This window comes from Gemella sp. zg-1178, assembly GCF_018790995.1.
Taxonomy (GTDB): Bacteria; Bacillota; Bacilli; order Staphylococcales; family Gemellaceae; genus Gemelliphila.
In genome coordinates this window covers 39,877-66,511 of sequence record NZ_JAHKEI010000010.1, presented here as the reverse complement: position 1 = coordinate 66,511, position 26,635 = coordinate 39,877, and the positions used below count along the sequence as shown (strand labels likewise).

The window sequence follows — 26,635 nt, the reverse complement described above, 5'->3', positions numbered from 1 at the left end:
AGAAAAATATCAATAAAAAAATTAATATGTTAGAAAACAAAATTAAAATGTATAAAAGTTTAGTAAATCAACAAATCCAAAACTTACAAGAACTAAAACTAACATTAATTTCTGATGTAGTTACAGGAAAAATAGATATAAGAGAAATAGAAATACCAGAGAAATATAGGAAAGAACCTATTTAATAGCTATTATCTTATATTATAAAAAGCATAATTTAGACGCCCTATCTAAATTATGCTTTTTTCTATTTATTTTTTTCTATATGACTTATTAAATCACTAATTTTTTCTATATTACTTGCATCTTCATCAGAAAATTCAAAATTATATTTTTCTTCAATATCCATAACAATTTCAGCTATTTCTATAGAATCAGCGTCTAAATCGTCATTCAAATTAGAATCTAATTTAATATCTTCAGAATCAATATTTATATGTTTTAATATTATTTCTTTTACTTCTTCAAAAATTACCATACTTGATTATTCTCCTTTAAATTCTTCCACCATTTTATCATATAATCTTGTTTTATGTATATTTTTTGCTTGCTGGACTGCATAATAAACTGCTTTTTCATCAGCAGAACCATGAATTTTAATTGCAGGATTTTTCAAACCCAAAAGTACTGCTCCGCCGTATTCACTATAATCAAATTTTCTTTTAAATTCTTTTAATTCTTTTCTAATAATTAGGGCTGACATTTTACTTAAAAAACTAGATAAAAATATACTTTTTAACATACCACCCAGAGACAAGGCAACACCCTCTATTGTTTTTAATAATATATTCCCAGAAAACCCATCAGAAATAACTATATCATAATTATGCTCTAAAATATTTCTAGCTTCCAAATTACCCTTAAAGTTACTAACATTCTCTTTTAATAATTTGTAGCTATCCTTATAAAGTTTGCTCCCCTTATTTTCTTCATGCCCTATATTTATTAAAGCTGAAGAAGGATTAGGAATACTATAAATATTTTTCATATATATATTAGCCAGTCTTAAATAATTAAGTAAATCTTCTGGCTTTGCTTCTACATTTGCTCCTAAGTCGGTTAGTAAAAATTTATGCTTAGATGCAGTTGGTAACATGGTAGCTAGAGCTGGCCTAGCAACTCCTTCTATTCTTCCTAGAATAAAAAGTCCACTTGCCATATAAGCTCCCGTACTCCCAGCAGATATACTAACATCTATCTTGCCAACTTTCAAATCTTCAAGCATTTTTACCATAGATGAATCTTTCTTTTTTCTATGAACCCTTGCCGGATCATCTGATATAAAAACTTCTTCCCTACACAAAACTTTTATTATATTATTGTTTGTAATAAGACTTAAGTCTTCTTCTAAACCATAAGCAAATACTTCTACTTCATTATCACTAAATTTATTTATAAAATTAATAATATTTTGTTTATCATCTGCCCCAAGTAAATCAATACCTATTTTCATATTACGCCTTTTCTTCTCCTAAAAATTTCGCTTCTACTACAAATCTCTCTTCCCAAACTCCAGTTTTATAGTTATAGGCATCACAAGTAAACATAGTTAATATATTTGCTTCACCCGGGTGCTGATTTAAAATTTCAACCTGATTATCAAAAACATTATAAACCCTACTTACTTGATATTTTAATAACCTATCTTTTGTTACTATATTTACTTCTGTTCCCACTTGAATTTTTCTAAGATTATAAAATCTTATATCAATACCCAAAACGCTGTGTCCTGCCAAAACAACATTTTGGTCATCCAAGCTTTGCTTAGGATCAACCGTAGCAACACCATTTAATAGGTTAATCTCCGAATCACCTTGAAATATAGGCTCTTGAATTTTTAAATCATCAATAAGTAAAATTCCTAGCATTGAATCAGTTAATTGAATATTTGAAGAATTATCCGTAAAAGCCTTTTGCCACCATGGAACACTTACTTCTTCTTCATTATTTTTATAGGCTGTAATTATTTTATCATTAATACTACCCGTAAGATACTCTCTAATTTTATTTTTAAAAATTAGCAACAAAGATGTTATTAGTAAAATAGCTATTATTAAGTTAATAATTATAATTTTTATTCTTTTATTTTTCATTATATCTCCAATTTCTAATATCTAGTCTTAGATAAATTAATGTAACTTTTTATTCTATCTGTATTTTCTGAAAATTCTATAAGTTTACTAGCTAATTGCTTAGCTAAATACATTAATTCAGTATCATTGATTATATCTGCCACCTTAAAACTAGGTAATCCACTTTGCCTGATACCAAAAAAATCTCCTGGGCCCCTATTTTTTAAATCAAATTCTGATATTTTAAAACCGTCATTTTCTAAGCACATAATATCAATTCTTTCTGATTTAACATCAGATATTAATATACAGTAGGATTGATGAGAACTTCTGCCCACCCTTCCCCTAAGTTGATGCAAGGTCGCTAAACCAAATCTATTAGCGTCCATTATAAGCATAAAAGAGGCATTGGGAACATTAACCCCCACTTCAATTACCGTAGTCGATATTAAAATATCTATTTGCTTATTTAAAAATTTTTCAACTATACTATCCTTTTCAGCATTCTTCATTTTTCCATGTAATATAGCTATCCCTACCCTATCTGGAAAATAATTTTTTATTTTCTCATACATTTCATCAACATTTTTCAAGTCAATTTTTTCTGACTCTTCTATTAAGGGACAAACAACATAGCCTTGTCTACCTTTTTCTAATTCTATAAGTATATTATCAAAAACTGAATTAATTTCCCTTGTGCTAGCCTTATAGGTTTTTACTTTTTTTCTTCCCTGTGGAAGTTCACTTATTGTAGAAACCTTAATATTTGAAATCAAGCTTATTGCCAAACTTCTAGGTATGGGTGTAGCTGTCATCATCAAAGTATTAACCTTTTCTCCTTTTTCTGCAAAAAACTTTCTTTGATTAACACCAAACCTATGTTGTTCATCTGTAATTGCAAATTTTAAGTTTTTAAAGATAACATTTTTTTGAATAATAGCATGCGTTCCTACCAGTATATTAATTTGCCCTTCAGAAAGTAGTTTTAAAATTTTTTCTTTTTCCTTTTTAGGTGTGCTACTTGTTAGCAAGGCAATAGAGACATCAAGATTTTTAAAAAAATCAAAAAAAGTTTCAAAATGCTGACTAGCTAATATTTCAGTAGGTGCCATTATTGCTGCTTGATAACCCGATTTAATTACTCCATAAACTAAAGTGGCAGCGACAACAGTTTTCCCACAACCAACATCTCCCTGTAACAATCTTTCCATGGGGTGTGGTCTTGATAAATCTATAATTATTTCATCAATAACACTTTTTTGGGAATTAGTTAAATCAAAATTCAAAGTTTTTATAAATGAATTAATATTTTCTAAATCTATATTTATTTTATAATCCTCATCTACTATACTATTATTAATATTTTGTAATTGTAATTTTAATTGATATTCCAGAAGTTCATGGAAAGCAAACATTTTTTTTGCTTTATAAAAAGATAATACATCTTTGGGAAAATGTAAAGTATATAGAATTTTACTTAAGTCCCAAATACCCTTAAAATTTTTCGGTACCAAGTCTAATATATAATTATTTTTATCAATTAATTCAAAACAAGTAGCCACTAATTTTGAATATTTTTTTTGACTTATTCCTTGCTTAAGATGATATAAAACTTCAATATTTGAATTTTTTGATTTAGCCAAAAGTTCTTCATTATTAAAATTAATTTTAGATGCTGTGATTGTATTAGATGATTTACTATATCTTCCTATTATTAATATTTTTTGACCTTCAGATAGATATTTTTTTAAGTATTCTTGATTAAAAAAAACTATTTTTATAATACCAATTTCTGTTGAAATTAAAAATTGTGTTCTACTTTTTCTTTTACTATAAAATTGAGAGAGTGGTTTGCTACTAATTGTCCCGTAAACATTTACTTTTTCACCATCTTTCATATCAGCCGACAAGTCAGATAAGTGGTTAATTCTATAAGGAATATTAAAAAGTAAATCTTTAACACTACTTATCCCTAATGAATTTAACACTTCTAATGTTTTAGGACCTATATCGCTTATATTGTTAAGATTATATTCCAATATATTATTCATTACCAAATAATAAGCTCCTATATTCTTCCTCTTTTTTCCTTATAGCTAAACCCCTTCTAGCAGTTTCTTTAAATTTAGGTGATAATTCTTGCCCTATTCTAGCTACTCCTGCTGTCTGAGAACTCGATAGACTTACCATTATAGAATCAATTATATCAAATAGACTTCTAAACTTCATTACTAACTTCTCCTATTAAGAATAAAAATATTTGCAACATGAAAAATCCACGCTGCAAATATCTTGTTATAATTCTATTATTGTAGGAATTATAACTGGTTTTCTTCCTGCTTCCTTATCGAAATACAGTGATAAATTTTCTATTATTGACTGCCTAATAGAGTAAATACTAGTAGTTTTTTTTCTAATAGAAAATAAAACAGCATTTTCTACAATTTCCTTAGCATTATTTATTATTTCTTTAGAGTCATTACCTTGTGTAAATCCTCTTGAGATTAAATCAGGTGTCCCTATTAATTTTTTATTATTTAAATCAATAACTACCGAAACAATTACTGTTCCATTTTCAGATAAGTCTTTTCTAGCCTTAATTACTACACTTCCTATATCTCCTATTCCCAAACCATCAACATAAACATCTGCTGCTTCAATCTTCCCAGTTACTCTTGCAGAATCTTTCGTTAAAGCTAGTATATCTCCATTTGCCATTATAAATGTATTTTCCTCTTTAACATCACATTCAATAGAAGTTTTAGCGTGCATAACCTGCATTCTATACTCTCCATGAATAGGCATGAAATACTTAGGTTTTATTAATCTAAACATTAATTTTTGTTCTTCTTTTGCTCCATGCCCAGAAGTATGAACATTATTAATACTAGATGTTATAACATTAGCACCTAATTTTGATAATAGGTCAATATTTTTGTTAATTGACACTGCATTCCCAGGAATGGCAGAACTAGCAAATACAATCGTATCTGTTGGCATTATAGTTATTTTTTTATGTGTTCCATTTGCAATTCTTGTTAAGGCGGCCAACTCTTCTCCTTGAGTTCCCGTACAAAGTATAAGTAGTTTATTAGGATCTACTTCTTTTAGGTGTTTAGAACTTATAAACGTATCTTTTGGGGCTTTTATATAACCTAACTCCGTTCCTATTTTTATTGCTTTTTCCATAGAACGTCCAAAAACCGCTATTTTCCTATTGTGTGCAATACAAGCCTCTACAACTTGTTTTACCCTAAACACATTAGAAGCAAAAGTTGCAAAAATAATTCTATGCTTAACTTTTCTTAAAATATTTGAAATAGTAATCCCTACTTCTTTTTCACTCATAGTAAATTCATTTCTTTCAGAATTAGTCGAGTCAGAAAGTAAGCAAAGAACACCCTCTTCTCCTATTTTAGCCATTTTATATAAATTTGCTGGTTTCCCTACTGGTGTGAAATCAAATTTAAAATCTCCAGTATGAACAATTCTTCCTTGGGGTGTATTTACAATTATTCCAAAAGCATCTGGTATAGAATGAGTAGTATTGTAAAACTCTATTGATAAATGTTTAAAATTTAAAATTGTATCTTCATTTATTTCATGAAATTCTGCTCTCGAAAGTAAATTATGTTCCGCTAATTTTGATTTAATCAAACCCAGGGCAAGAGGTCCACCATATATCGGTAAACTTACACTCCTAAGTAAAAAAGGTATACCCCCAATATGGTCTTCATGACCATGAGTTATTATTAAGGCTTTTACTTTGTTAATATTTTTTTTGATGTATGTATAATCAGGTATTATATAGTCTATCCCCAACATATTATCTCCAGGAAATTTTACTCCTGCATCAATAATGATTATCTCATCACGATATTGTATGGCATAAGTATTTTTCCCTATTTCTCCCATACCACCTATAGCAGCTATCCCTACTTCGTGTTTTTCGATAAATCTATCCATTTACTTTCTCCAATTTAAAATTATCTGATTTTTTTTCAAATTCAAGATGTGCTGGACTAAGTTCTTGTACAAACTCAATATTAAAATTTCTATTTTCTAAAAATTTTAATACTTCTGGTATATTTTCAGCTTCCACATAAATTGTTTTTGTATTTTCTCTTACTGGTATTTCTTTTGCATTTTCTTGATAAAAAACTTTAAATACTTGCATAATTTATTCTCCTATCATTTCGTTTAATATATCTACTGTGTAGTCTATTTCTTCAAAATTTGTATATTTATTTATAAAAGAAAATTGTAATAAATTTTTTTCAACTAAATATTTACTATTATAATGTATAAAAATGTTATTAATAGCCAGAGAATCCCCAATATTTTTAGATGAAATATTATTAGGAATGATAACTGTTATAATTATAGGGGATTGCTCTGATTCTTTTACCTTCATTATTGATAAATTTATTTTTTCCAACTTATCTTTCATATACTTATATCTTTTTAAAATATCAAAATAAACATTATCATTTTTAAAATTATCCAAAGCCATATTAAGAGATTCCATTAATAATGATGGCTGGGTAAAGGGTATCGATAAATTTTTATTGGCATAACTTAAGTCAAGATATAAACTCTCTGAAGATAAATCCAACAATTCAGTATTATGACCTACTATTGCTAGTCCAGCAACAGAACATAAAGCCTTACCTGAAGAACAGGCAACATAATCAACATTACTATAATCATATTTTATTGCTCCTGCTGCAGAAATAGCATCAACAGCAATTACTAAATTATTTTCTCTAGCAATATCTGTTATTTCATGTAAATTATTTAATATTCCCACACTTGTTTCATGATGGACAAGATAGATATATTTATAGTTATTATTTTTAATTTCATTTAGTAAATAATCTAAGTCAAAACTTTCTCCAAAATCAACAGAATAAGTTTCAAAATATAAATCATGTCTTTTAGCCTGATTTATAAGCCTTTTCCCAAATTCTCCATTAGCAAGTATTATACCCTTGCCTAGTTTTCTCTCTGTTAATTGTGCAAATATTGATTCATTTGCCAAAGTTCCAGAACCGTGAAGTATTGTAACATTCTTTACTGACAATATTTTTTTTAATTTTTCTACTGTATTTTCAGCAAGATTCACAAATTCTTTACTTCTATGCGAATATAATTTTTTGTGCAGTTTTTCTAGCACTTCATTTGACAAATCTACTGGGCCTGGAAGATAGTTAATAGTCTTATAATTAGATAATTTTTTTAGAACTTTACTATCACTTTCTTTTAGATTTAAAAACATAGGTATATATTCTGCATCTTTAGTTCCTACATTATCATAAAATCTTTTAAAACCTATGTGGTTATATAATTTTTCTTGACGAATAGTTCCTGAAATGAATATTATGTCGTAAGAATTTTGAATAGTATAACTAAAAACTCTTTCTACAAGAGAAAAAAATACTTTTGTTTTTCTATATTCATTTTTAATAGATAATAATCTTATTTCTATTGGTTTATTAAAATCCCCCTTATAATGTTTTTCAATTCCATTAACTTTTTGATCTAAAGAAAAAGGACGCTTATCACACAAAGATATCATCCCAATGACTTCAGAACCTTTTTTTGCTATAATATATATGTTATTATCATGAAATTTATCAATTAATATTTCATCTTCATTTTTTTCATGCTGAGGTATTTCGTTTACAAAAGTTTCATAATTTAATTTAAATATTTGTTCATATTCTTCTTTTGTATTTGCAATTTTATATATCATCATATCACCAAATTATTTTATTATAAATTTTCCTAAATTCTATATTATCACAAACATATTATTTTTTCAATTAATGCACAAATTAAAAAGAGAGTTTAGAAATAAACTCTCTTTTTTTATTATAAAATTCTTTGACTTCTTATTGCTGTCTTTAAATTAGTACATTGATTTATAGATTTTGCTTCAATAAGTTTTTTAGTTTTTGAGGCAAGAAAGCCTTTATACTTAAATTTTCCAAAAACTGAAGCTATTGCATCTTTAGAACCCAGAGAGCAAACAACGCCACGATTAATATATTTGAAATTAGTTGAGCTTGTTCCCCTTAGTCTATTTAAGATATGATTAGATACATATTCACCCATTTGATTTGCTATTTGTGCTGTAGGTGGATAAGGTCTTGATTGTCCTTCTTCTATAAACGCTGCACAATCACCTACTATATAAACTTCTTCTAATCCTGGAACTGTTAGTTCTTGTGTTGTTACTAAGCGACCGTTTTTAGCTAATTCTGGGAAAGTTTCGTCCATAATTCTACTTCCCTTAACTCCAGCAGTCCATACTAGCGTAGAGGCCTTAAGTTCTTTTCTTTCTCCTTCAACTTCAATTATAAAGCTATCTGGTGTTGAACCCTTAATACCTGCTCCTAAAATAATTTCTACTCCTCTATCTTCCAAATATTTTCTAGCATAATCGCTATATTCTTTATCGAACATTGGAAGTAAAACAGGTGCTGCATCTAAACCATATATTTTTACTAATTTTTCATCAATTCCATATTTCTTACATAATACTTTTCTTCTATCTACTAGTTCTGCTAAAAATTCTATACCAGCAAGCCCAGTACCTCCAACAATTATAGAAATATCTTTTTCATCTTTTTCTGTTGACTCTGCATATTTTTTGAAATTCTCTTCTATTTTTTTAGAAATTTTTTCAGCAGCTTTAATATCTGTAATAGGCATAGAATTATCTAACATACCTTCTATGCCAAATGTGTTTGATTCAAATCCTAATCCCACAACTAAAATATCATAAGCTAACTCTTTAGTTTTTGTATGAACTAACTTTTTATCAGTATCAATTTTAACTACTTCATCTTGTAAAAAGTTTACACCAGTTTCTAAGATATCTTTTATCTCTATACATATTTCACTACTTGAAATGTTACCAGCAGAAACTTCATGTAAATTAACACTATCATAATGATATGAATTTTTATTTACTAAAGTAACTTTAGCCTCCCCACTTTTAATAACTTTTTTTAAACCTTTAAGAGTAGTTAGTCCTCCGTATCCTGCTCCTAAAATAACAATATTTTTCATTTTATTTTCTCCTTATATTAATTTTTTATATTTTATATTTTATATTTTATTTGTTTGTCTAATTTCCGAAACAACATCCACGACCACAGCAACCACCGTCATCACTCCCATCATATTGAATAAGATTAGGATTGTCTATAATTATATTTTCTCCCTCATCGTCGATAATATAATCAATAACTGCCCCGCTTAATAATTCTTCATCATCTTCATTGATTAAAACTTTTAAGTCCTTATAATTATAAATTTTATCTCCTGACAGTTCAGTATCTACTGTATCAATATTATAATGCATTTGTGTACCATCAATTGCAACAGATAATTTTAGGTACAGATTTTCATCACCTGCATCTAAAAGCATTGTTTTAAATTTTTCTATGGCAACTTCTGTTATATGAACTAGATTTATTTTTTCTGAAACCATTAAATTTTTCCCTCTTTTTACTTTATGCTATTATTATAACGCTTTTTATAGTAAAATGATAGTATAACGCTTAAAAAAAATTATAATTTTATAAAATTTTTGGAAAAGAGAATACTATGCTTAATAATGATTTAGAAATAATAAATAAAATAAAATTAGAAATTGAAAAATTAAAACCAAAATTAGAAAAAGATAATGGAAGCATCGAATTTTTAAATTTTAAAAATGGCACTGTTAAAGTTAGAATGCTAGGAGAATGTGCAAGTTGCCCAATAGCACATCTGACTATGGAACATGCTATCGAGGCAAGCTTGGTTAGAAAAATACCAGAGGTAAAAAAAGTTATTAATATTAATTTTCAAATCATAAAATAAAAAGTTGTAACTAATATTAGTTACAACTTTTTATTTTTAACGGTTTCTTTTATCCTTTCATAGGCTCCTAATTCTATTTTATCAAGAGAATTTTTTATAATGTCTAATGTTTTGTTATATCTATATTCTTTATAATATTGTTCTGCTATTGTTAATTGTTTATGTAATTCAATATTATCTTTTCTATATCTATTTGTATATCTTATTAGTTTTTCTACTAATTCTATATCTGTAAGAATATTATCAACTTCAGATTTGTAAACATTCAATGATTCTTCAACTTCTTCAACTGCTTCTTTTACCAAATCTATGTTCATTGGTTCTTTTTTAAGTTCTTCAAGTGCATACTTATAACTATCCCTTACTTCTTTATATAAAACAACAAATCTATCACTAAAACCTGGAACTCTAGAATTAGATAATTTACGTTTAACAACTTCTTTTTCTTGATTTATATAATTTAATTTTTTTCTAGCTGATAATTCTTCTTCTCTAAGACTTGTAAGATACCTAGAATAAGCTGTTTGTTCATCTTCTATTTTTTCTATTTCTTCTAATAGTGCATGAATTTTATTTTTTAAATCTTTATAATTTAATTTAGGCTGATTGCCGATATAAACATCTATCTCATATTTATCATCTATTATATTACTTATCGATTCAAAATTTCTAGCAATCATTTCTTCATCTTGTGAATAGATTTGATACCTATTTTTTATTTCTTGTATATTATTATATAGAGCCTCATTTAACTTATCCTGTACTTTTATTTTATTAGTAACATCAGAATAGTTTTCTTCTACATACTTTTTATATTCAAGTTCTTTTTTTAGATTATTAGAAACTTCTTCTATAATATCATATATACCATCTAGTATAGATTCTACCAAATCAATATTTCCAGATTTAATTTTTTCTCGAGCATCATTTAATTGCCAAACACAACTTTCAATCTTATTAGGAATTTCTAAATGAGATAACTTAAATCCTTTTTTTTCCATTTGCTCTACATTTAATCTAAGCGTTTGTATTTGTGTAGGCGTTGTTTTCTCGATTTCTTTCAACACTTCTGGTAGAATAGTCATTTTTTCTTTTAAATTCAAGAGTTCATCATTAATAATATCAAGTTGTTCTTTTGCTTCTATGTATTTTCCACTTGCTGTTAAATTTTTAAATTCATCTAACTTAGGAGCTAAATTTTTAATCTCTTGTTCAAAATTATCAGCAGCACCTCCGTATTGGTGTCTTTTTGCCAACAATTCCCTATTCATTTCTTTATATTCTTGAACTATCTCTTCATATTTTTCTTTGTTTTTAGGCTCTATTTCAGATAATTCTTTTATTTCTTTTCTTATAGTAGAGATTTTTTCTTTGATTTTAGATACCGATTCTCCACAGTTGAAAATTATTTCATCTGCTTTTTTAAAATTGAATTTATCTATATAACTATCTGCAAGATATAAATCTTTATCTAATTCATCTATATCAATACTTTGTATTTCATACCAAGAACTCTCCCAACCGTCATATAAAACTTGTGCTTTACCTGCCATATTAAGATTCTTTACTTCTCTTAACTCATCAGATAAAGTTTCTCTTTCTAAATTATCTTTAGTTTCAAACAAAGGTAACAAATCCTGCTTTTTTCTATTTTTTATTATAAATAAATAAGCAATTCCTACTATAATCACTATGAAAATAATAGAATAAACATATACCATATTAAAACCTCCACTATTATTTTTTATAAATACATTATTAATGAAATTATAACACTTTTCTTAAATAAAAACAAAGTTTTTTAGTTATTTTTTTATATTTTTCATTTTAAACTAATGTATCTATAAATTTATTAATATTTTCATTATCATATTTTACTTTTTTTAAGAATAGTCCACTAGCTTCAGCTCTTTTCCCAGCTAAACTTCTATCTTTTGCTTTTAATATATCAACAATATATTCTTTAGGATATTTATTATTAGCTACATTAATTATAGTTCCTATTATTATCCTAACCATATTATATAAAAAACCATCTCCACTTATTTCAAAAATAACAATATCCCCTTCTTTTTTTATAGTAAAATTAGTTATTGTTCTTATTTTATTTTCTATACTGCTATTTTTAGAACAAAAGGAAGTGAAGTCGTGAGTTCCCAAAAATAAATTTAAGCACTCTTCAGCTTTGTTATAATCAAAATTATATGGGAAATGTCCAACATAGTTAGCTAAAAAAGGGTCAACATTTTTAGAAATACATAGTCTGTATTCGTATGTTTTTGCAAGACTATTAAATCTAACATGAAAATTATCATCAACAATTTTAGCTCCTAATATTCTAACGTCTTTTGGTAAGTAAGCATTAACAGAATCAACCCACCCTGATTCATTTATATTTAAATAAGTGTCAAAATGTATAGGTTGAATATAGGCGTGAACACCACTATCTGTTCGACCGCTCATGTGAATTTTAACATCATTTCCTTTGTGAATTTTCTTTAAACTTTTTTCTATTACTTCCTGAACTGTTATATGATTTGGTTGAATTTGAAATCCAAAATAATTACTTCCGTCATATCTACAAAAAAGTAGAACTCTCATAAAAACCTCTTTATATTTATTTTATCACTTTAAAATAATAACATAAAAATAGCTAGAGTCAATAAATTGACTCTAGCCTTATATTAATATCCCATATCCATATCATATAAATTACGATACTTATCACTATTTTTATAGAGATAATCATGACTACCATCAAGTTCTATCTTTCCATCTTTTAAGAAAATTATTCTATCCATTTCTTCTATTGAATTTAGATGATGAGTAATCCATAAAATTGTTTTTTCTTTTGAATTTTCAAAAATAGTTTTTAATAATTCAGTTTCTGTTTTAGGATCCAGTCCAACGGTTGGCTCATCTAAAAATAAAACTTCATTTTCCTGTATCAAAGTTCTAGCGAATGCTATTCTTTGTCTTTCTCCACCAGAAAATCTTGAACCAGTTTCATAAACACTTGTATTTATTTTTTCTGGCAAACTATAAATTAAATCTTTTATTTTTGATTTATCAAGACTTTCATCAATTTGTTTATTCAAAATTTCAGTATCAATATCAGAATTAAGAACTGCAAGTTCGATATTTTCTTTAATTGTCATATCAAACAAGTAAGGTTTTTGACTAAGCATGGATATTTTATTACCAAGTAATTCTTCATTTGGTTTATTGCCAAAAACTTTTATTTGACCTTCATAATTATTGTAAGTTCCTGTTAATAATTTTATTAATGTAGATTTTCCTACACCACTACGCCCTAATATAGCTACTTTTTCTCCTTTTTTTATATTAAGAGAAATATTATCCAAAACTTTTGAACTCTTATCGTAAGAAAAGCTTAAATTATCTATTTCTATAATATTTTCATAATCTACATCTTCAAAATTAATTTTATCACTATTTTCTTTTTCATTTTTATAAAAATCTTTTACCCTGTCGATAGATATTTGATATGCTGGAATTTGAGAAACGGCATCTCCTACCATTGTAACTACGGCTAAAACTGATAAACTAACCATACAAAAAGAAGCAATATAAATATTACTAATAACATCATTAATCATCATATTACGGCATGAATAAATCATAAATACTGCAATTAAAGCAGCAAAAAATTGAATAAATATTTCTCTAAAGTGAATAAATATTTTTATTTTATGTTCTTTCTTTAAGAGTAATTTTTCCTTGCTAGAATAATCTGAAATTAATTTATCAACTTTTCCCGCAGATACTAAATCCGTTATACCAAAAATAGCATTTGTAAAATCTCTATATAGGTTATGTTTAGATTTTTTCATTACATGTAGATTTTTTTTAGTAAATATTAGTGATAAAAATGGTATAACAAAAATTATAAAAATTCCGAAAATAAGAGCTAGTATAGCATAATTAGCATCATATCCAAACATCATAGTAATAAATATAGTATATAATAGCAAAGAAATTATGCTAGGAAATATACTTTTTAAATAAATATTTTGCAAATGGTCAATATCTTCAGCAATTAATCCCAGTAAATCTCCTGATTTATATTCTTTTTTTAATTTTAATGACATGGGTTCTAAAATAGAATAAACCCTGCTTCTCATTTTTTCTATAATTTTTAGTACTAAATTATGACTAAATAATCTTTGAACATAAGAAAATACTGATTGGGATAATGAAAAAGTTCTGGTTAGAACGGTAGGAACTTGTAACAATAAAATATTTCCTATCCTTAAAGATGATTTACTTATCAAGTAACCAGATACAAACATAAGGGCTACGCTTGAAACAGCAGAAATCAAACCAAGAAAAATTATTAAACTCATCTGCTTATTATTTTTTGAAATTTCACTTCTTACTATAGAATTATTTACTTTCATAAAAACCTCCTGTTAGAGATAGTTTTAATTCTTTATAATAACTAGAATTTTTATAATCATTAAGATTTATAATTCTTTTGATATTTCCTTTGTCAATATGTAAAGCATAGTCCATATTATTTAGCCAGTGCAATCTATGAGTAGCAATAATAACTGTTCTTCCTTTAAATAATTCTAATAACTTTTCTTTTATTTCAAATTCAGTTTCAATATCTAAATGGCTAGTAGGTTCGTCTAATATTACCACTTCTCTATTACTTATTAATGCTCTTGCAGTAGCTATACGTTGTGATTGACCACCACTTAGCTCAAGACCACCCTCTCCTATATAAGTTTCCAATCCGTCTTCTAAATTTTCTATAAATTCTTGAAGGCCAACTATATTACAAATTTCTAACAATTTATTCTCACTAATTTTTTCTTTAGTATAGAATAATATATTATTTTTTATAGTGTCTGGAAAAATATAAGGGAACTGAGGGATATAAGAAATTTTATTTAACCAATTAGAATTTTTCAAATCAATATCTTTATCATTTAATAAGATATTTCCACCATTAAAACTAGATAAGCCCGATAATATTGAAATTAAAGATGACTTCCCAGAACCACTATGCCCTATTAAACATAATTTATCCCCAGACTTAACAGTAAAATTCAAATTACTTAAAATTTTATTTTCTTCTTTTATTAAATCCACATTTTTAAATTCTATTTTATTAAATTTATCTATTTTTACATATTCTTTTTCTGATTGTTTTTTGCTATTTATAATTCTACATATTTCTTCATAGGCAATCTGACCATTTAAACTAGCATGATAATCAGTTGCTGCTTGCTTCATAGGCAAGAAAAATTCTGGTGCTATTAGTAAAACCGTTAAAGATGGCAATAGATAAGTTTCTCCGTCCAATAATAATATTCCTAATCTCACAGCTAAAAATGCTATTGCTAAAGTAGTTAAAATATCTAATGCAAAACTATTTAAAAAAGCATATTTTAAAGTATTCATAGTGCTTCTACGATATTCTCTATTTTTATTTTCCATGATTGGTAAATATTTTTTAGAAATACCTAAAAATTTTAAAGATTCTATACCTCTTATAGTATCAATAAAATTGTTAGAAAGCATACGATATTTTTTATATTGGCGGTCTGCCATTTCTTTTGCAGTAACACCTAATAAAATCATAAAAATAACAATAACTGGAATAAAAGAAAATATCATAATAGCAGAAACCTTATCTGTATAAAAAATAAAAAATGATGTGAAAACTGGAATAATTACACTACGCATTTTTTTTGAAACATTAAGTTCAAAGAAATTTTTCACTTGACCTATACCTTCTATCAATAAAGTTACTAACTTACCTGTCCCTTGTTTACTAGAAAAATCAGTACCATTAACAAGATAAACATCTATTAATTCCCTACGCAATTTTTTTTCTAATTTTACCGATTCTAATTCTGTTACATACTGTTGCAAATGTAAAAATATAGTTTTAAATAAATATCCTAAAAAGAAAAATATTGAATTTTTAAAAATATTATAATCTCCATAAAATAGACTAACAATTACTTTAGCTAAAAAAGCAGTTTGCATAATTATACAAACTGCTTCTAAAATAGATAGTAATATTAATAAAATGTTCAAGTTTTTCTTTACAGGAAGTTTTATTTTTTTCTTCCTTGCTTCTTTCATTAATTAATACTCCAATTCATCTTCTTTTCTAAGTCGTTTTCTGAAAATAATGTACGACCACACTTGATAACCTAGGACAAAAGGTAACATAAAACATGCCACATAAGTCATAAGTTTTAAAGTGTAAATTCCACTTGCAGCGTCATATATAAATAATGATTTTGTAACATCTTCACTATTTATAATAGCTCTTGGGAACATTCCTGCGAAAACACTTAAAGTTAAAAAACCTAAAGTGCCTGAAGTAGATAAAAATGCTAGTAAGTCTTTATTACTTCTGTTAAGGAAAAATGATGCTACATAAAATACTACTGCAATTACTGCTAAAACAGCACCAACATAATAGTTATTAGTAAATATGTCTGTCTTAATAAATGCCCAGCCAGCGAATACCAAAGTAACCACAGCAGATATAGGGAATAGTAAAGTTGAGATTTTTTGTGCTGATTTTCTCAAACCTCCCTCTGTTTTTAAAACAAGGAATTGAGAACCATGAACTAACATAAGTAAAAACATCATTAAACCACCCAATATTGTAAATGGTGATAACAATCCTAAAAAGCCGTCTAATAAGGCTTTATTTTCACTTAATCTAGCTCCAGTCATGAAATTAGCAACTGCTACCCCCCAAAGAATCGGTGGCAATGCACTACCAATAAGCATAGAAAAATCACAAAATCTAATCCATAATCTATTATCGCCTAATTTTCCTCTAAATTCAAATGATACGCCTCGCAAGATAAGTGCAACAAGCATTAAAACAAAAGCTATGTAATAACCACTAAATAATTTTCCATACCATATGGGGAAAGCAGCAAACATAGCACCTCCACCTGTCAACAACCAAACCTCGTTAGCATCCCAAAAAGGTCCTATTGTATTAAAGTATAATCTTTTTTCTAAATCATTACGACCTAATGCTTGAGATAGTACACCTACTCCGAAGTCATAACCTTCTAAAATAAAAAATCCTGTAAATAAAATAGTTATTAAAAGAAACCAAATATTAGGTAATACAACCGCTAAATCCATTTTAGATTACCTCCTTTATTGTTGCTTCTTTTTTCTTCATCATATATCTAAATAATACAAATTGTGCAATACCTAAAACAGTATATAATCCACAAAATACTACTAATGAAAATAGTACCGATTCTGCTGCAATAGGAGAAACTCCTTTACTTGTTGGCAGAATACCAAAAATTATAAAAGGCTGACGTCCCATCTCGGCATAAATCCAACCAGCCGCAGTTGCTACTTCAGCTATTAAAATCATCCAAGGAACACTTTTTAAAAACCACTTTCTTTTAAGTTCTGTTTTTCTTAAAGAAGCTATAGTTCCGAATAAAGATACAGCTAAAAGAATCGAAACAGAACCTGACATTACTCTAAATGAATAAAATATTGTCGTTACATCTGGTATATAATTCAAATGTTCTCCAACAACTGGATAATATTTTTGATCCAATTCTTTTTGAAGTTCTTTCATACCTTTTAAAGAACCTTCGAATTTATCAAATGATAAGAAACTAAGTAAACCTGGAATTTCAATTAAAGGTTTTGATTCTTGTTGTTTTTCATTAATTAAAGCTAATACTGTAAAAGGTGCTGGATCAGCAGAATTTTCATAAAGTGCTTCCGCTGCGGCAACTTTCATAGGATATTCACGAACAAGATATTGCATTTGTGAATGTCCTGTAACTCCTAAACCTAAAGAACCTATTAAGGCAGCAATTATAGAAACTTTGAATGCTTTTCTAAATAGTGTAACTTCATGTCCTTTAGCCATTTTCCATGCTGCTATACCTGATATTACAAAAGCCCCTACTGTTAATGATGTAAACATTACATGTGGAAATTGATTCCACAAATATCTATTAGTAATTATTGAAAGAAAATCCACCATCTCTGCTTTTTTACCAATAATATCATTTTCAACTATTTTAAATCCTACTGGTCTTTGCATAAATGAGTTCGCAGATAAAATCCAAAATGCTGATAAGATAGTACCGATTGACACTAACCATATACACATAGCGTGTAATTTTTTATTGATTTTTTCCCATGAAAAAATCCAAATACCTATAAAAGTTGATTCCAAATAGAAGGCCAATAAAGCTTCTATAGCTAATGATGGTCCGAAAACATCACCTACAAATGAAGAATACTCAGACCAGTTCATTCCAAATTGAAATTCTTGTAGTATACCCGTTACAACACCTACGGCAAAGTTTATCAAGAATAAATGTCCAAAAAACTTAGTTATTCTTTTATAGTGTTCATCACCACTTTTAACATACATGGTTTCAAAGATTGCTATTAAGAAAACCATCCCTATAGTTATAGGTACAAAGAAAAAGTGAAATACGGTTGTTGCCGCAAACTGTAATCTCGAAAGAAATAATAAGTCCACTTTTATACCTCCTTAAAATATTAATTATAATAATAAGTAAATTTTATTATACTTTAATTTTATTATATTATCTTTGTATTAAAAAGAATTTTATATATATTTCAAAGATGATTTTTCAAAAAAAACAATAAAAGTTCACAATTTAGACAATTATATTAATTTTAATTGTGGCTTACACCCAAAAATAAACTTAAAAATAAAATAAAGAGTACAATTAATGAAATTTTTACATATACAGAATTTTTTTCAATATAAAATTGAAACATCATACCTAAGACTCTTATTATCGGAGTTAATATCAGTATAAAAAGTCCTATTAATAAGAAAAATTCTGCTTTAAAATTTATTAAATTATCAATTAATGAATAGTAATTAAATTTTTCATAGTGAAAAAAATCTTTATTTTCTTTTATAGACAATAGTATTCCAATAACAATAAAAAAAGAACTAGCTAAAACTCCAGAAAGCAAAATATTTGAAATTTTTTTATTAACATAATTCATTTATAGTAGCCCTAAACCTTTCAAAAACATATTAATAATAGTAAATAATAGTATCGGTAAAAAAATTAATCTTATATATTTGGCATTGATTTTTTGCATAACTTTAGCTCCGAACCTAGACCCTATTAAAGTACCTATTGCGACAGGAGCAGCTATAAATGGATTTATAGTTCCATTGAAAAAATATATAAGGGCGCTAGCACAAGCTGTTACTCCCATCATAAAATTACTTGTTGCTGTACTGACTTTTAAAGGTAATTTCATATAATCATCTAATGCTATTACTTTGAAAGCTCCACTTCCTATACCTAGTAACCCACTAGCCATACCTGCTCCAAACATCACTAAAGAACCTTTTTCAACATTTGTAACATTATAAGAAACTTCTTTTTTTTCTGCCTTGTCATAATATGAGGATGAAAATTCAAATTTTTTTGAGTATTTATCGTTTTCTACAAATTCATTTTTCACCTTGAATTTTTTTATTATTCCTGATTTTTTTAACATTCCATAAAATGAATTTAATAAAATTATAGAAAAGAAAATATATAATAATTTTGAAGAAAAGATACCAGAAAGTAATGCCCCTATTATTCCTCCAACAGTTGTAAAAATTTCTAAAAACAATCCTATTTTTATATTAGAAATTCCGTCTTTAACAAAGGCTATTGCAGAACCACTGCTTGTTGCAATTACGGCAATAATGCTAGCTCCTATTGCATATTTTATATCTACTCCAAAAAATATTGTGAGTACAGGAGTTACTATTAATCCTCCCCCAAGTCCCACTAAAGAACCTATAAATCCTGCTAGTATAGACCATAATATTAAGTAAAAAATACTCATAACTTTATCATCTCCCTAAATTAATCCTTTGAATATATTATTAAACATTTTTTATTTGTATTTAAAATTATATTACTGTCTTCAAAAAATTCATTACTTGTAGCGTTTGCCCTATCTAATGTCAGTTTAAAATTTTCAACGCTATATTTTGCATTATGTATACTTATTACAGTATTTTCAAAAATAGGTACAAAAGATATATACTTGTATTCTTTATTGTTTGTTAATTTATTAACACCTAATTTTGAAACAAAAATAATATTATTATTATCATAAAGTGTAATTTCTAAGTGTTCATATTTTGAATTGTTAAGCAATAAGATATTACCAAAAAAATGGTCTAATCTCCTTCCTGTTGCCCCAAAAATATTTATTTTTTTTACTTTAGAAAAATTTTTTATTATAATATTCAAGGAAAACTCTGCGTCTGTTAAATCTTGATTTTCTTTTTTTATAATTCTAGTATTTTTTAATATTTTTTTATAGGTAGCATAATCAAAAGAATCTAAATCTCCACAGATTAAAATTGGTTGTATATTATTATCTATTAAAAATTCAGCACCTGAATCTACCCCTATCCAAACATCTTTTTCTGGTAAAAAAGTAGGTTTTAATCCACCTAGCATGACATTTATTTCTAATATTTCATTCATATTCATAATATTATTTTAATAATTGGCTCAGTGTTTTTTCTTTATTGCTAGAATTAAACAAAAATGAACCACATACTATTAAATCTGCCCCCCTATCTCGACACAATTTAGAGGTTACTATATTTATTCCCCCATCGACTTGTATTAAAAAATTATATTTCTTGTCTTTTCTTATCTTATCCAATTCTTCGATTTTTTCTAGCATTCCTTCAATAAATTTTTGTCCACCAAAACCTGGATTAACGGTCATTAATAAGACATAATCAACCTTGTGAAGAATATGTTTAATAGTTGATATAGGCGTTTGAGGGTTTAATACTATTCCTGCTCTTTTCCCTTTATTTTTTATAACATCAATTAGTCTATCTGCATGATTTGTTGCTTCTATATGAAAAGAAACCATATCAGAACCTATATTACAAAATTCTTCTACATATATATCAGGATTAGCAACCATTAAATGTACATCTAAAGTTTTATTTGTAGTTTTTCTTATTGATTCTATAACTGGAAAACCAAATGAAATATTAGGAACAAAATGTCCATCCATAACATCTAAATGAAACATATCTATTCCAATATCTTCCATTTCCCTAATATCTTTTTGTAAATTTGAAAAATCAGCCGCTAGTAGTGATGGTAATATTTTTTTCATTATTATCTCCTTTTTGTTTCTTTAATTTCTTCAAAAAACATCTTATAATTATTGTATCTTTCTTTAGAATAATCATCTTCTAAATTATTTTTTACATTGCAATTAGGTTCGTCAATATGGTTACAAGTTTTAAATTTACATTCTATATTATAAAAATCTGAAAATAAATATTTTAATTCTTCTTTTTCAATAAAGTTTATATCTAAAGAAGAAAAACCTGGGGTGTCTGCAATATAAAAATTATCTATTTTATGAAATTCTATATGTCTAGTAGTGTGTTTTCCCCTACCTAGATGTTTAGATATTTCTGAAGTTTTAAGTTCAAGTTTATTATTGGATAATTTATTAATAAAAGTTGATTTGCCAGAACCAGATTGCCCTGAAATAGATACAAATTTATCTTTTATTTTATTTTTTAAATCTCTTATATCCTCATCTTTATTAGAAAAAATGATATAACCTATTTTTTTATAATAATTTATTATGTTAGTAAAATTCTTAAATTCAATTTCATTTAACTTATCTAATTTTGTGAAAATTATAATTGTTTTAATATTGCTATATTCATTTAAAATAATCATCTTATCAAGTAATTTACTTGAAAAATCAGGTTCTTTAACTGATACGGTTATAATTCCATAATCTATATTAGATACTTTAGGTCTAAGCAGCTCATTTTTTCTATCTTTTATATCTATAATATATCCAAGAGAATCTTCTTCTATTTTTATTGTTACATAATCTCCTACCAAGGGTTCTATATCCTTATTTCTAAAATTTCCTCTTGCTCTACAAGTAATTATTTCATCATCAGACAAAACATAATAAAATCCACTCATAGCTTTGATTATTTTTCCCTCTTTAGATATCATTTGCCACACTACCTGCAATTTCTTTTTTTTATTTTTTCTGAAATCTTAATCATCTCTATTGCATGTTCTTTAGATAATTTCGTTGTATTGTTACCTGAAATCATTCTAGATATTTCATTAACCTTTTCTTCCTCATCTAAATATTTAACCTTAGAAATCGTACGATTATCAATTATAGATTTCTCTATATATAAGTTATAATCAGATAAAGCCGTAGTTTGAGGTAAGTGTGATATAGATAAAATTTGATTTTTTTGAGATAATTGATAAATTTTTTCTGCCATTCTTTGCGAAACCTTACCGCTAACGCCGGTATCAATTTCATCAAATATTATTGATAGTCCTTTAATATTATCAGAAAAAATAATTTTTAATGCCAGCATAATTCTTGAAAGTTCTCCTCCAGAAGCAACTTTAGATAGTGATTTCAAAGGTTCTCCTAAGTTAGCGCTGATTAAAATTTTCAAATCATCTATCCCGTCTGCAGAAAAATCTTTATATTTAAAATCTATTTTAATAGTACTTTTTTCCATACATAAAAATTTAAGTTCTGATTGGATTTTCTTTTCTAATATTTCAGCAATTTTTTTTCTATTATCTGATAGTAACTTGGCACTATCTAAAAGATTTTTCTCTAAAGTATGTAATTTTAATTTTAATTCATCTAAATTAGAACTATAATTTTCTAAGTAAAATAATTCGTTTTTTAATTCATCTTTATATATCAAAAGTTCATCTGCATTTTTCATATATTTCTTTTCAAGTGATTTTATGGTTAAAAGACGATTTCCCATTTCATTTAGTCTTGCCTCGTCATAATCTAAATTATCATTAAATCTTGATAAATCATACTTAAGGTCTTCTAAAATGTAGTAAAAATCATTTATTTCTTGATATTTAGAAGAAAAATCTCCATTATGCCTTGACAACTTCTCTAATAGAGTTTTGATATTATATGTTTTTTCAAGAACACCGCCATCAGTATTCAAATTTTGATTTATTCCTAAAATTAATGAATTTATTTTTTCATAATTAGATAAGTAATCTATCTCTGATTTAAGATTTTCTACTTCATTTTTCTGCAAATTTATTGCTTCTATTTCATTAATTTGGTATTTAGTAAAATCTATTTTTTTTGATATTTCACTACTATCTTCTTCCAATTCTTCTATTTTTTTGTACAGTTTCCTATATTCAAAATAATTATTTTTATAATTTTCTATAAAGGGACTTAAAATTTTTTCACCGTAAGAATCTATTAAAAATAAATGTTTTTTTTCTAATAACAAAGTTTGATTGTCGTGCTGTTCATGAATATCTATTAAAAAAGAAGATATTTTTTTCAAAGTAGATAAATTAACTACCGTATTGTTTATACGACAAATACTTTTCCCATTAGAAAATATATCTCTTTTTATTATAATCAAATCATCAAGTTCAATATCCAAAGAAGAAAAAATATCATTTAATTCCTCATTCCCAGGAAAATCAAAAACTCCTTCAATAGTAGACTTTTCTTCACCATGTCTTATATAACTAATTGAGGTTCTTTGACCTGATAATTGCGATATGGCAGATAAAATCATAGATTTTCCTGCGCCAGTTTCACCAGTTAATACTGTAAAACCATTATTAAAATCAATACTAGCCTGTTCAATAATTCCAAATTGTTTTATATTTAATTGTAATAACATTAATTAATGCTCCTTACTTAAATTGTCTATTTGCTTCTTCTACTATTTTTTTTATATTTATATCCTTATTAATTACATTATCAGGTGTATATTTTAAAATCATTAAATATTCAATATTTCCATCTCCACCTGTAATCGGTGAATAAGTTAATTCCTTAACACTAAATCCTAGATTATTAGATAAATAAAATATATTTTCAACTACTTCTTGATGAACAAATTTATCTCTAACTATTCCACCTTTTCCTACCTTGTCTTTACCGGCTTCAAACTGAGGTTTTATAAGAGTACAAACTTCTCCAGAAATTTCAATTATTTCTGCAAGAGTAGGTAATATTAAATTTAACGATATAAAAGATACATCAATAGAAACTCGCTCAATCGATTTTGAAAAATTATCTTTGGTGCAATATCTAAAATTAGTTTTTTCCATTACATAAACTCTACTATCAGACCTTAATTTCCATGATAACTGATTTGTACCCACATCTAGTGCATACACATAAGATGCTCCGTTTTGCAATGCACAATCTGTAAAACCACCAGTAGAAGCACCAATATCCAACATAATTTTATCAGCAACATTAAAATTAAAATATTTTATTGCTTTTTCTAATTTTAAACCTCCCCTACTAACATAAGGTAAAGTTTTTCCTTTTATTCTCAAATTAACATTAACATCTATTTTTTCACCAGGTTTGTCGACACGATTAGAATCATAAAAAATTATACCTGCCATTATTGCTCTTTTTGCTTTTTCTCTAGAATCAAATAATCCTTGACTTACACAAAGAACATCAGCTCTTTCTTTTAACATACACGCTCCAATAAGTTTATTTGTTTTAATTTTATCATATATACTTATTTTTATCTATAATATGGAATATTAATTACTTTTAATTTTTTTATTTTTATGTGATAATTATTAAAAATATTTTTAGGAGTGTATATGAAATTATGAAAAAAAATATTATAATCGCTCAAGCTAAATCTTTAATAAATGAAGAAAATAATTTATATGCAAATCTAGCAAATTTATCAGCATTATTTAAAGAATATTTACCAGATACTAATTGGGTAGGATTTTATTTAGTTGACTTTGAAAACAAAAATTTGGTTTTAGGTCCATTTCAAGGTAAAGTTGCATGTGTTAGAATACCATTTAATAAGGGAGTTTGTGGAAAATGTTACACAGATAAAAAAACTATTTATGTAGAAAATGTACACAAATTTCCTGGTCATATTGCCTGTGACTCTGCTTCAAACAGTGAACTTGTAATACCGATATTGGATAAAGATAAAGTCGTAGCATTATTAGATATAGATTCTGTAAAATTTAATAGATTTTCAGAGGAAGAAATTAATTCATGGACTAATATAGTAGAAGAAATATTCAAAGATTTTAAAATAAAAAAGTAATTATTGATAAACGTGAAATAATTTTTCCTTAATTAATCCTTTTTTAACTATTTCTTTTCTTATAGTATATTTTTACTTTTTCCCCATAATAAAAACATGTTCTTTTTCTACCAACACATTTATTATTTTTGTGTCTAGTTTTTGAGGACATGTTCTAATTTTTCTACCAATACTTTTTATTAATATTTATATTTATGTAATCTTACAAAAAATAAAAGGGGAATACAATCTTAAAATTATATTTCCCTTTTTATATATACTTACTTAATTAAGTAAGTATATAATATTATCCTTTAAAATTCTTAGTTAAATTTAATACTTCAGCTGCAATTTTTTCTACAACAACTTCTTTATGTTCTAAAAGTTCACAAATCCAATCTGCTATTTGAATAAATTCTTTTTCTTTATATCCCTTTGTAGTCATAGCAGCACTACCTAAACGGATACCACTAGTGTATACTGGTTTTTCATTATCAAAAGGAATGCTGTTTTTATTACATGTAATATTAACTTTACTTAGTAAAGAAGCAGCTTCTTTACCGGTGATGTTAAATTTATTTTTTACATCTATCATCAACAAATGATTATCCGTTCCATTTGAAACTACTCTTACCCCTTTTTCGATAAATCTCTGAGCCATAGCCTGCATGTTAGCCACTACTTGTTTGATATATTCTTTATATTCATCTTGCATTGCTTCTTGGAAACAAATTGCTTTAGCGGCTATAATGTGTTGTAAAGGACCGCCTTGGGTACCAGGAAAGATGCGTGAATTTATTTTTTTTGCATATTCTTCCTTACAAAGAATAATTCCACCTCTCGGGCCTCTTAAAGTTTTATGAGTTGTGCTAGTTACAAAATCAGCATAAGGAACTGGATTAGGATGTAAGCCTGTAGCTATTAAGCCCGCTATATGAGCCATGTCTACCATTAAATACGCTCCTACTTCATCAGCAATTTCTCCAAATTTTTTAAAATCAATTATGCGTGAATAAGCACTTGCCCCAGCAACGATTAACTTAGGTTTAATTTCTAAAGCCAACTTTCTAATTTCTTCATAATCTAACATTTCTGTTTCTTTATTTACTCCATAAGCATAGAAATCATATAAAACTCCAGAAAAATTCATTGTATGACCGTGCGTTAAATGTCCTCCAGCATTTAAATCCATTCCCAACACCTTATCACCAGGATTTAAAATAGCCATATAAACTGCCATATTAGCCTGTGAACCAGAATGAGCCTGAACATTAGCATGCTCTGCCTTAAATAAAGTTTTTAAACGGTCAATAGCCAACTGTTCAATTAAATCAACATTTTCGCAACCATCATAATAACGTGCATTAGGATAACCCTCAGCGTATTTATTTGTTAGAATACTACCACAAGCTTCTAAAATATCTTCAGAAACAAAATTTTCAGAAGCAATAAGTTCAATATTTTCACACTGACGTTTTTGCTCCATTTCTATATATTTTTTTACTAATTCATCTTTCATAAGTATTTTCTC

At 26.7% G+C, this 26,635-nt stretch carries 25 protein-coding genes and 2 pseudogenes; 3 read left to right on the top strand and 24 right to left on the bottom strand.

Going from position 1 to position 26,635, the window contains the following annotated elements:
• Positions 1–185: pseudogene (locus KMP12_RS04360) on the top strand (hypothetical protein); the annotation flags it as partial.
• Positions 186–247: 62 nt separating this feature from the next.
• Here the strand turns inward: KMP12_RS04360 and KMP12_RS04355 are convergent.
• The 10 genes and pseudogenes from KMP12_RS04355 to KMP12_RS04310 all read right to left on the bottom strand — a co-directional run bounded on the left by KMP12_RS04355 (position 248) and on the right by KMP12_RS04310 (position 9,573).
• On the bottom strand, positions 248–478 hold the full coding sequence (locus KMP12_RS04355) for an acyl carrier protein (RefSeq protein WP_215756521.1): 231 nt from the start codon (positions 476–478) through the stop codon (positions 248–250).
• 6 nt (positions 479–484) lie between these two features.
• Positions 485–1,453 (bottom strand): phosphate acyltransferase PlsX, encoded by a 969-nt coding sequence (plsX, locus tag KMP12_RS04350; protein ID WP_215756520.1) that lies wholly within the window; start codon positions 1,451–1,453, stop codon positions 485–487.
• A 1-nt stretch (position 1,454) separates the two neighbouring features.
• Positions 1,455–2,093 carry a class A sortase gene (locus tag KMP12_RS04345; RefSeq protein ID WP_215756519.1) on the bottom strand — a complete coding sequence of 213 codons (639 nt, stop codon included), beginning with the start codon at positions 2,091–2,093 and terminating at the stop codon, positions 1,455–1,457.
• Positions 2,094–2,107: 14 nt separating this feature from the next.
• The gene (gene recG, locus KMP12_RS04340; RefSeq protein ID WP_215756518.1) at positions 2,108–4,123 is read right to left on the bottom strand and encodes an ATP-dependent DNA helicase RecG; all 2,016 of its coding nucleotides are present in this window, start codon (positions 4,121–4,123) and stop codon (positions 2,108–2,110) included.
• Positions 4,116–4,301 carry a hypothetical protein gene (locus KMP12_RS07845; protein ID WP_215756517.1) on the bottom strand — a complete coding sequence of 62 codons (186 nt, stop codon included), beginning with the start codon at positions 4,299–4,301 and terminating at the stop codon, positions 4,116–4,118. The genes recG and KMP12_RS07845 overlap by 8 nt, the downstream gene beginning before the upstream one ends.
• Positions 4,302–4,367: 66 nt before the next feature.
• Positions 4,368–6,038, bottom strand: a complete 1,671-nt coding sequence (rnjA, locus tag KMP12_RS04330) for a ribonuclease J1 (RefSeq protein WP_215756516.1) — start codon at positions 6,036–6,038, stop codon at positions 4,368–4,370.
• Positions 6,039–6,105: 67 nt separating this feature from the next.
• A pseudogene (locus KMP12_RS04325) lies at positions 6,106–6,249 on the bottom strand (RNA polymerase epsilon subunit); the annotation flags it as partial.
• A 3-nt stretch (positions 6,250–6,252) separates the two neighbouring features.
• On the bottom strand, positions 6,253–7,830 hold the full coding sequence (locus tag KMP12_RS04320) for an aminotransferase class V-fold PLP-dependent enzyme (RefSeq protein ID WP_252344701.1): 1,578 nt from the start codon (positions 7,828–7,830) through the stop codon (positions 6,253–6,255).
• Positions 7,831–7,946: 116 nt separating this feature from the next.
• The gene (locus KMP12_RS04315) at positions 7,947–9,149 is read right to left on the bottom strand and encodes an NAD(P)/FAD-dependent oxidoreductase (protein WP_215756514.1); all 1,203 of its coding nucleotides are present in this window, start codon (positions 9,147–9,149) and stop codon (positions 7,947–7,949) included.
• A 58-nt stretch (positions 9,150–9,207) separates the two neighbouring features.
• Entirely contained in the window at positions 9,208–9,573 is a 366-nt protein-coding gene (locus KMP12_RS04310; RefSeq protein WP_215756513.1) for a HesB/IscA family protein, read from the bottom strand.
• 116 nt (positions 9,574–9,689) lie between these two features.
• Between KMP12_RS04310 and KMP12_RS04305 the strand changes: the two genes are divergently transcribed.
• Positions 9,690–9,947, top strand: coding sequence for a NifU family protein (locus KMP12_RS04305; protein ID WP_215756512.1), 258 nt, complete (start codon positions 9,690–9,692; stop codon positions 9,945–9,947).
• Positions 9,948–9,967: 20 nt separating this feature from the next.
• Here the strand turns inward: KMP12_RS04305 and KMP12_RS04300 are convergent, their stop codons facing one another.
• The 13 genes from KMP12_RS04300 to KMP12_RS04240 form a co-directional block, all read right to left on the bottom strand.
• Positions 9,968–11,668 carry a septation ring formation regulator EzrA gene (locus tag KMP12_RS04300; protein ID WP_215756511.1) on the bottom strand — a complete coding sequence of 567 codons (1,701 nt, stop codon included), beginning with the start codon at positions 11,666–11,668 and terminating at the stop codon, positions 9,968–9,970.
• Between the two features lie 106 nt (positions 11,669–11,774).
• Positions 11,775–12,548, bottom strand: a complete 774-nt coding sequence (gene truA / locus KMP12_RS04295) for a tRNA pseudouridine(38-40) synthase TruA (protein ID WP_215756510.1) — start codon at positions 12,546–12,548, stop codon at positions 11,775–11,777.
• Positions 12,549–12,631: 83 nt separating this feature from the next.
• Positions 12,632–14,368 carry a thiol reductant ABC exporter subunit CydC gene (cydC, locus tag KMP12_RS04290; RefSeq protein ID WP_215756509.1) on the bottom strand — a complete coding sequence of 579 codons (1,737 nt, stop codon included), beginning with the start codon at positions 14,366–14,368 and terminating at the stop codon, positions 12,632–12,634.
• Positions 14,355–16,070 carry a thiol reductant ABC exporter subunit CydD gene (gene cydD / locus KMP12_RS04285; protein WP_215756508.1) on the bottom strand — a complete coding sequence of 572 codons (1,716 nt, stop codon included), beginning with the start codon at positions 16,068–16,070 and terminating at the stop codon, positions 14,355–14,357. The genes cydC and cydD overlap by 14 nt, the downstream gene beginning before the upstream one ends.
• Positions 16,071–16,073: 3 nt before the next feature.
• Entirely contained in the window at positions 16,074–17,102 is a 1,029-nt protein-coding gene (gene cydB, locus KMP12_RS04280; RefSeq protein WP_215756507.1) for a cytochrome d ubiquinol oxidase subunit II, read from the bottom strand.
• A gap of 1 nt (position 17,103) precedes the next feature.
• A complete protein-coding gene (locus KMP12_RS04275) occupies positions 17,104–18,483 on the bottom strand; it encodes a cytochrome ubiquinol oxidase subunit I (RefSeq protein ID WP_215756506.1) in 1,380 nt (459 codons plus the stop codon).
• A gap of 161 nt (positions 18,484–18,644) precedes the next feature.
• Positions 18,645–18,986 carry a DUF1634 domain-containing protein gene (locus tag KMP12_RS04270; RefSeq protein ID WP_215756505.1) on the bottom strand — a complete coding sequence of 114 codons (342 nt, stop codon included), beginning with the start codon at positions 18,984–18,986 and terminating at the stop codon, positions 18,645–18,647.
• Positions 18,987–19,832, bottom strand: coding sequence for a sulfite exporter TauE/SafE family protein (locus KMP12_RS04265; RefSeq protein ID WP_215756504.1), 846 nt, complete (start codon positions 19,830–19,832; stop codon positions 18,987–18,989).
• Positions 19,833–19,852: 20 nt separating this feature from the next.
• On the bottom strand, positions 19,853–20,491 hold the full coding sequence (locus KMP12_RS04260; protein ID WP_252344700.1) for a thiamine diphosphokinase: 639 nt from the start codon (positions 20,489–20,491) through the stop codon (positions 19,853–19,855).
• 4 nt (positions 20,492–20,495) lie between these two features.
• A complete protein-coding gene (rpe, locus tag KMP12_RS04255) occupies positions 20,496–21,140 on the bottom strand; it encodes a ribulose-phosphate 3-epimerase (RefSeq protein WP_215756503.1) in 645 nt (214 codons plus the stop codon).
• 2 nt (positions 21,141–21,142) lie between these two features.
• Positions 21,143–22,012 (bottom strand): ribosome small subunit-dependent GTPase A, encoded by an 870-nt coding sequence (rsgA, locus tag KMP12_RS04250; protein ID WP_252344699.1) that lies wholly within the window; start codon positions 22,010–22,012, stop codon positions 21,143–21,145.
• 8 nt (positions 22,013–22,020) lie between these two features.
• A complete protein-coding gene (recN, locus tag KMP12_RS04245; RefSeq protein ID WP_215756502.1) occupies positions 22,021–23,706 on the bottom strand; it encodes a DNA repair protein RecN in 1,686 nt (561 codons plus the stop codon).
• A 13-nt stretch (positions 23,707–23,719) separates the two neighbouring features.
• Positions 23,720–24,523, bottom strand: coding sequence for a TlyA family RNA methyltransferase (locus KMP12_RS04240; protein ID WP_215756501.1), 804 nt, complete (start codon positions 24,521–24,523; stop codon positions 23,720–23,722).
• A gap of 140 nt (positions 24,524–24,663) precedes the next feature.
• On the opposite strand from KMP12_RS04240, the gene KMP12_RS04235 reads away from it, so the two are divergent.
• Positions 24,664–25,125 carry a GAF domain-containing protein gene (locus tag KMP12_RS04235; protein WP_215756500.1) on the top strand — a complete coding sequence of 154 codons (462 nt, stop codon included), beginning with the start codon at positions 24,664–24,666 and terminating at the stop codon, positions 25,123–25,125.
• A 286-nt stretch (positions 25,126–25,411) separates the two neighbouring features.
• On the opposite strand, the gene glyA is transcribed toward KMP12_RS04235, so the two are convergent.
• The gene (glyA, locus tag KMP12_RS04230; RefSeq protein WP_215756499.1) at positions 25,412–26,623 is read right to left on the bottom strand and encodes a serine hydroxymethyltransferase; all 1,212 of its coding nucleotides are present in this window, start codon (positions 26,621–26,623) and stop codon (positions 25,412–25,414) included.
• Positions 26,624–26,635: the final 12 nt, after the last annotated feature.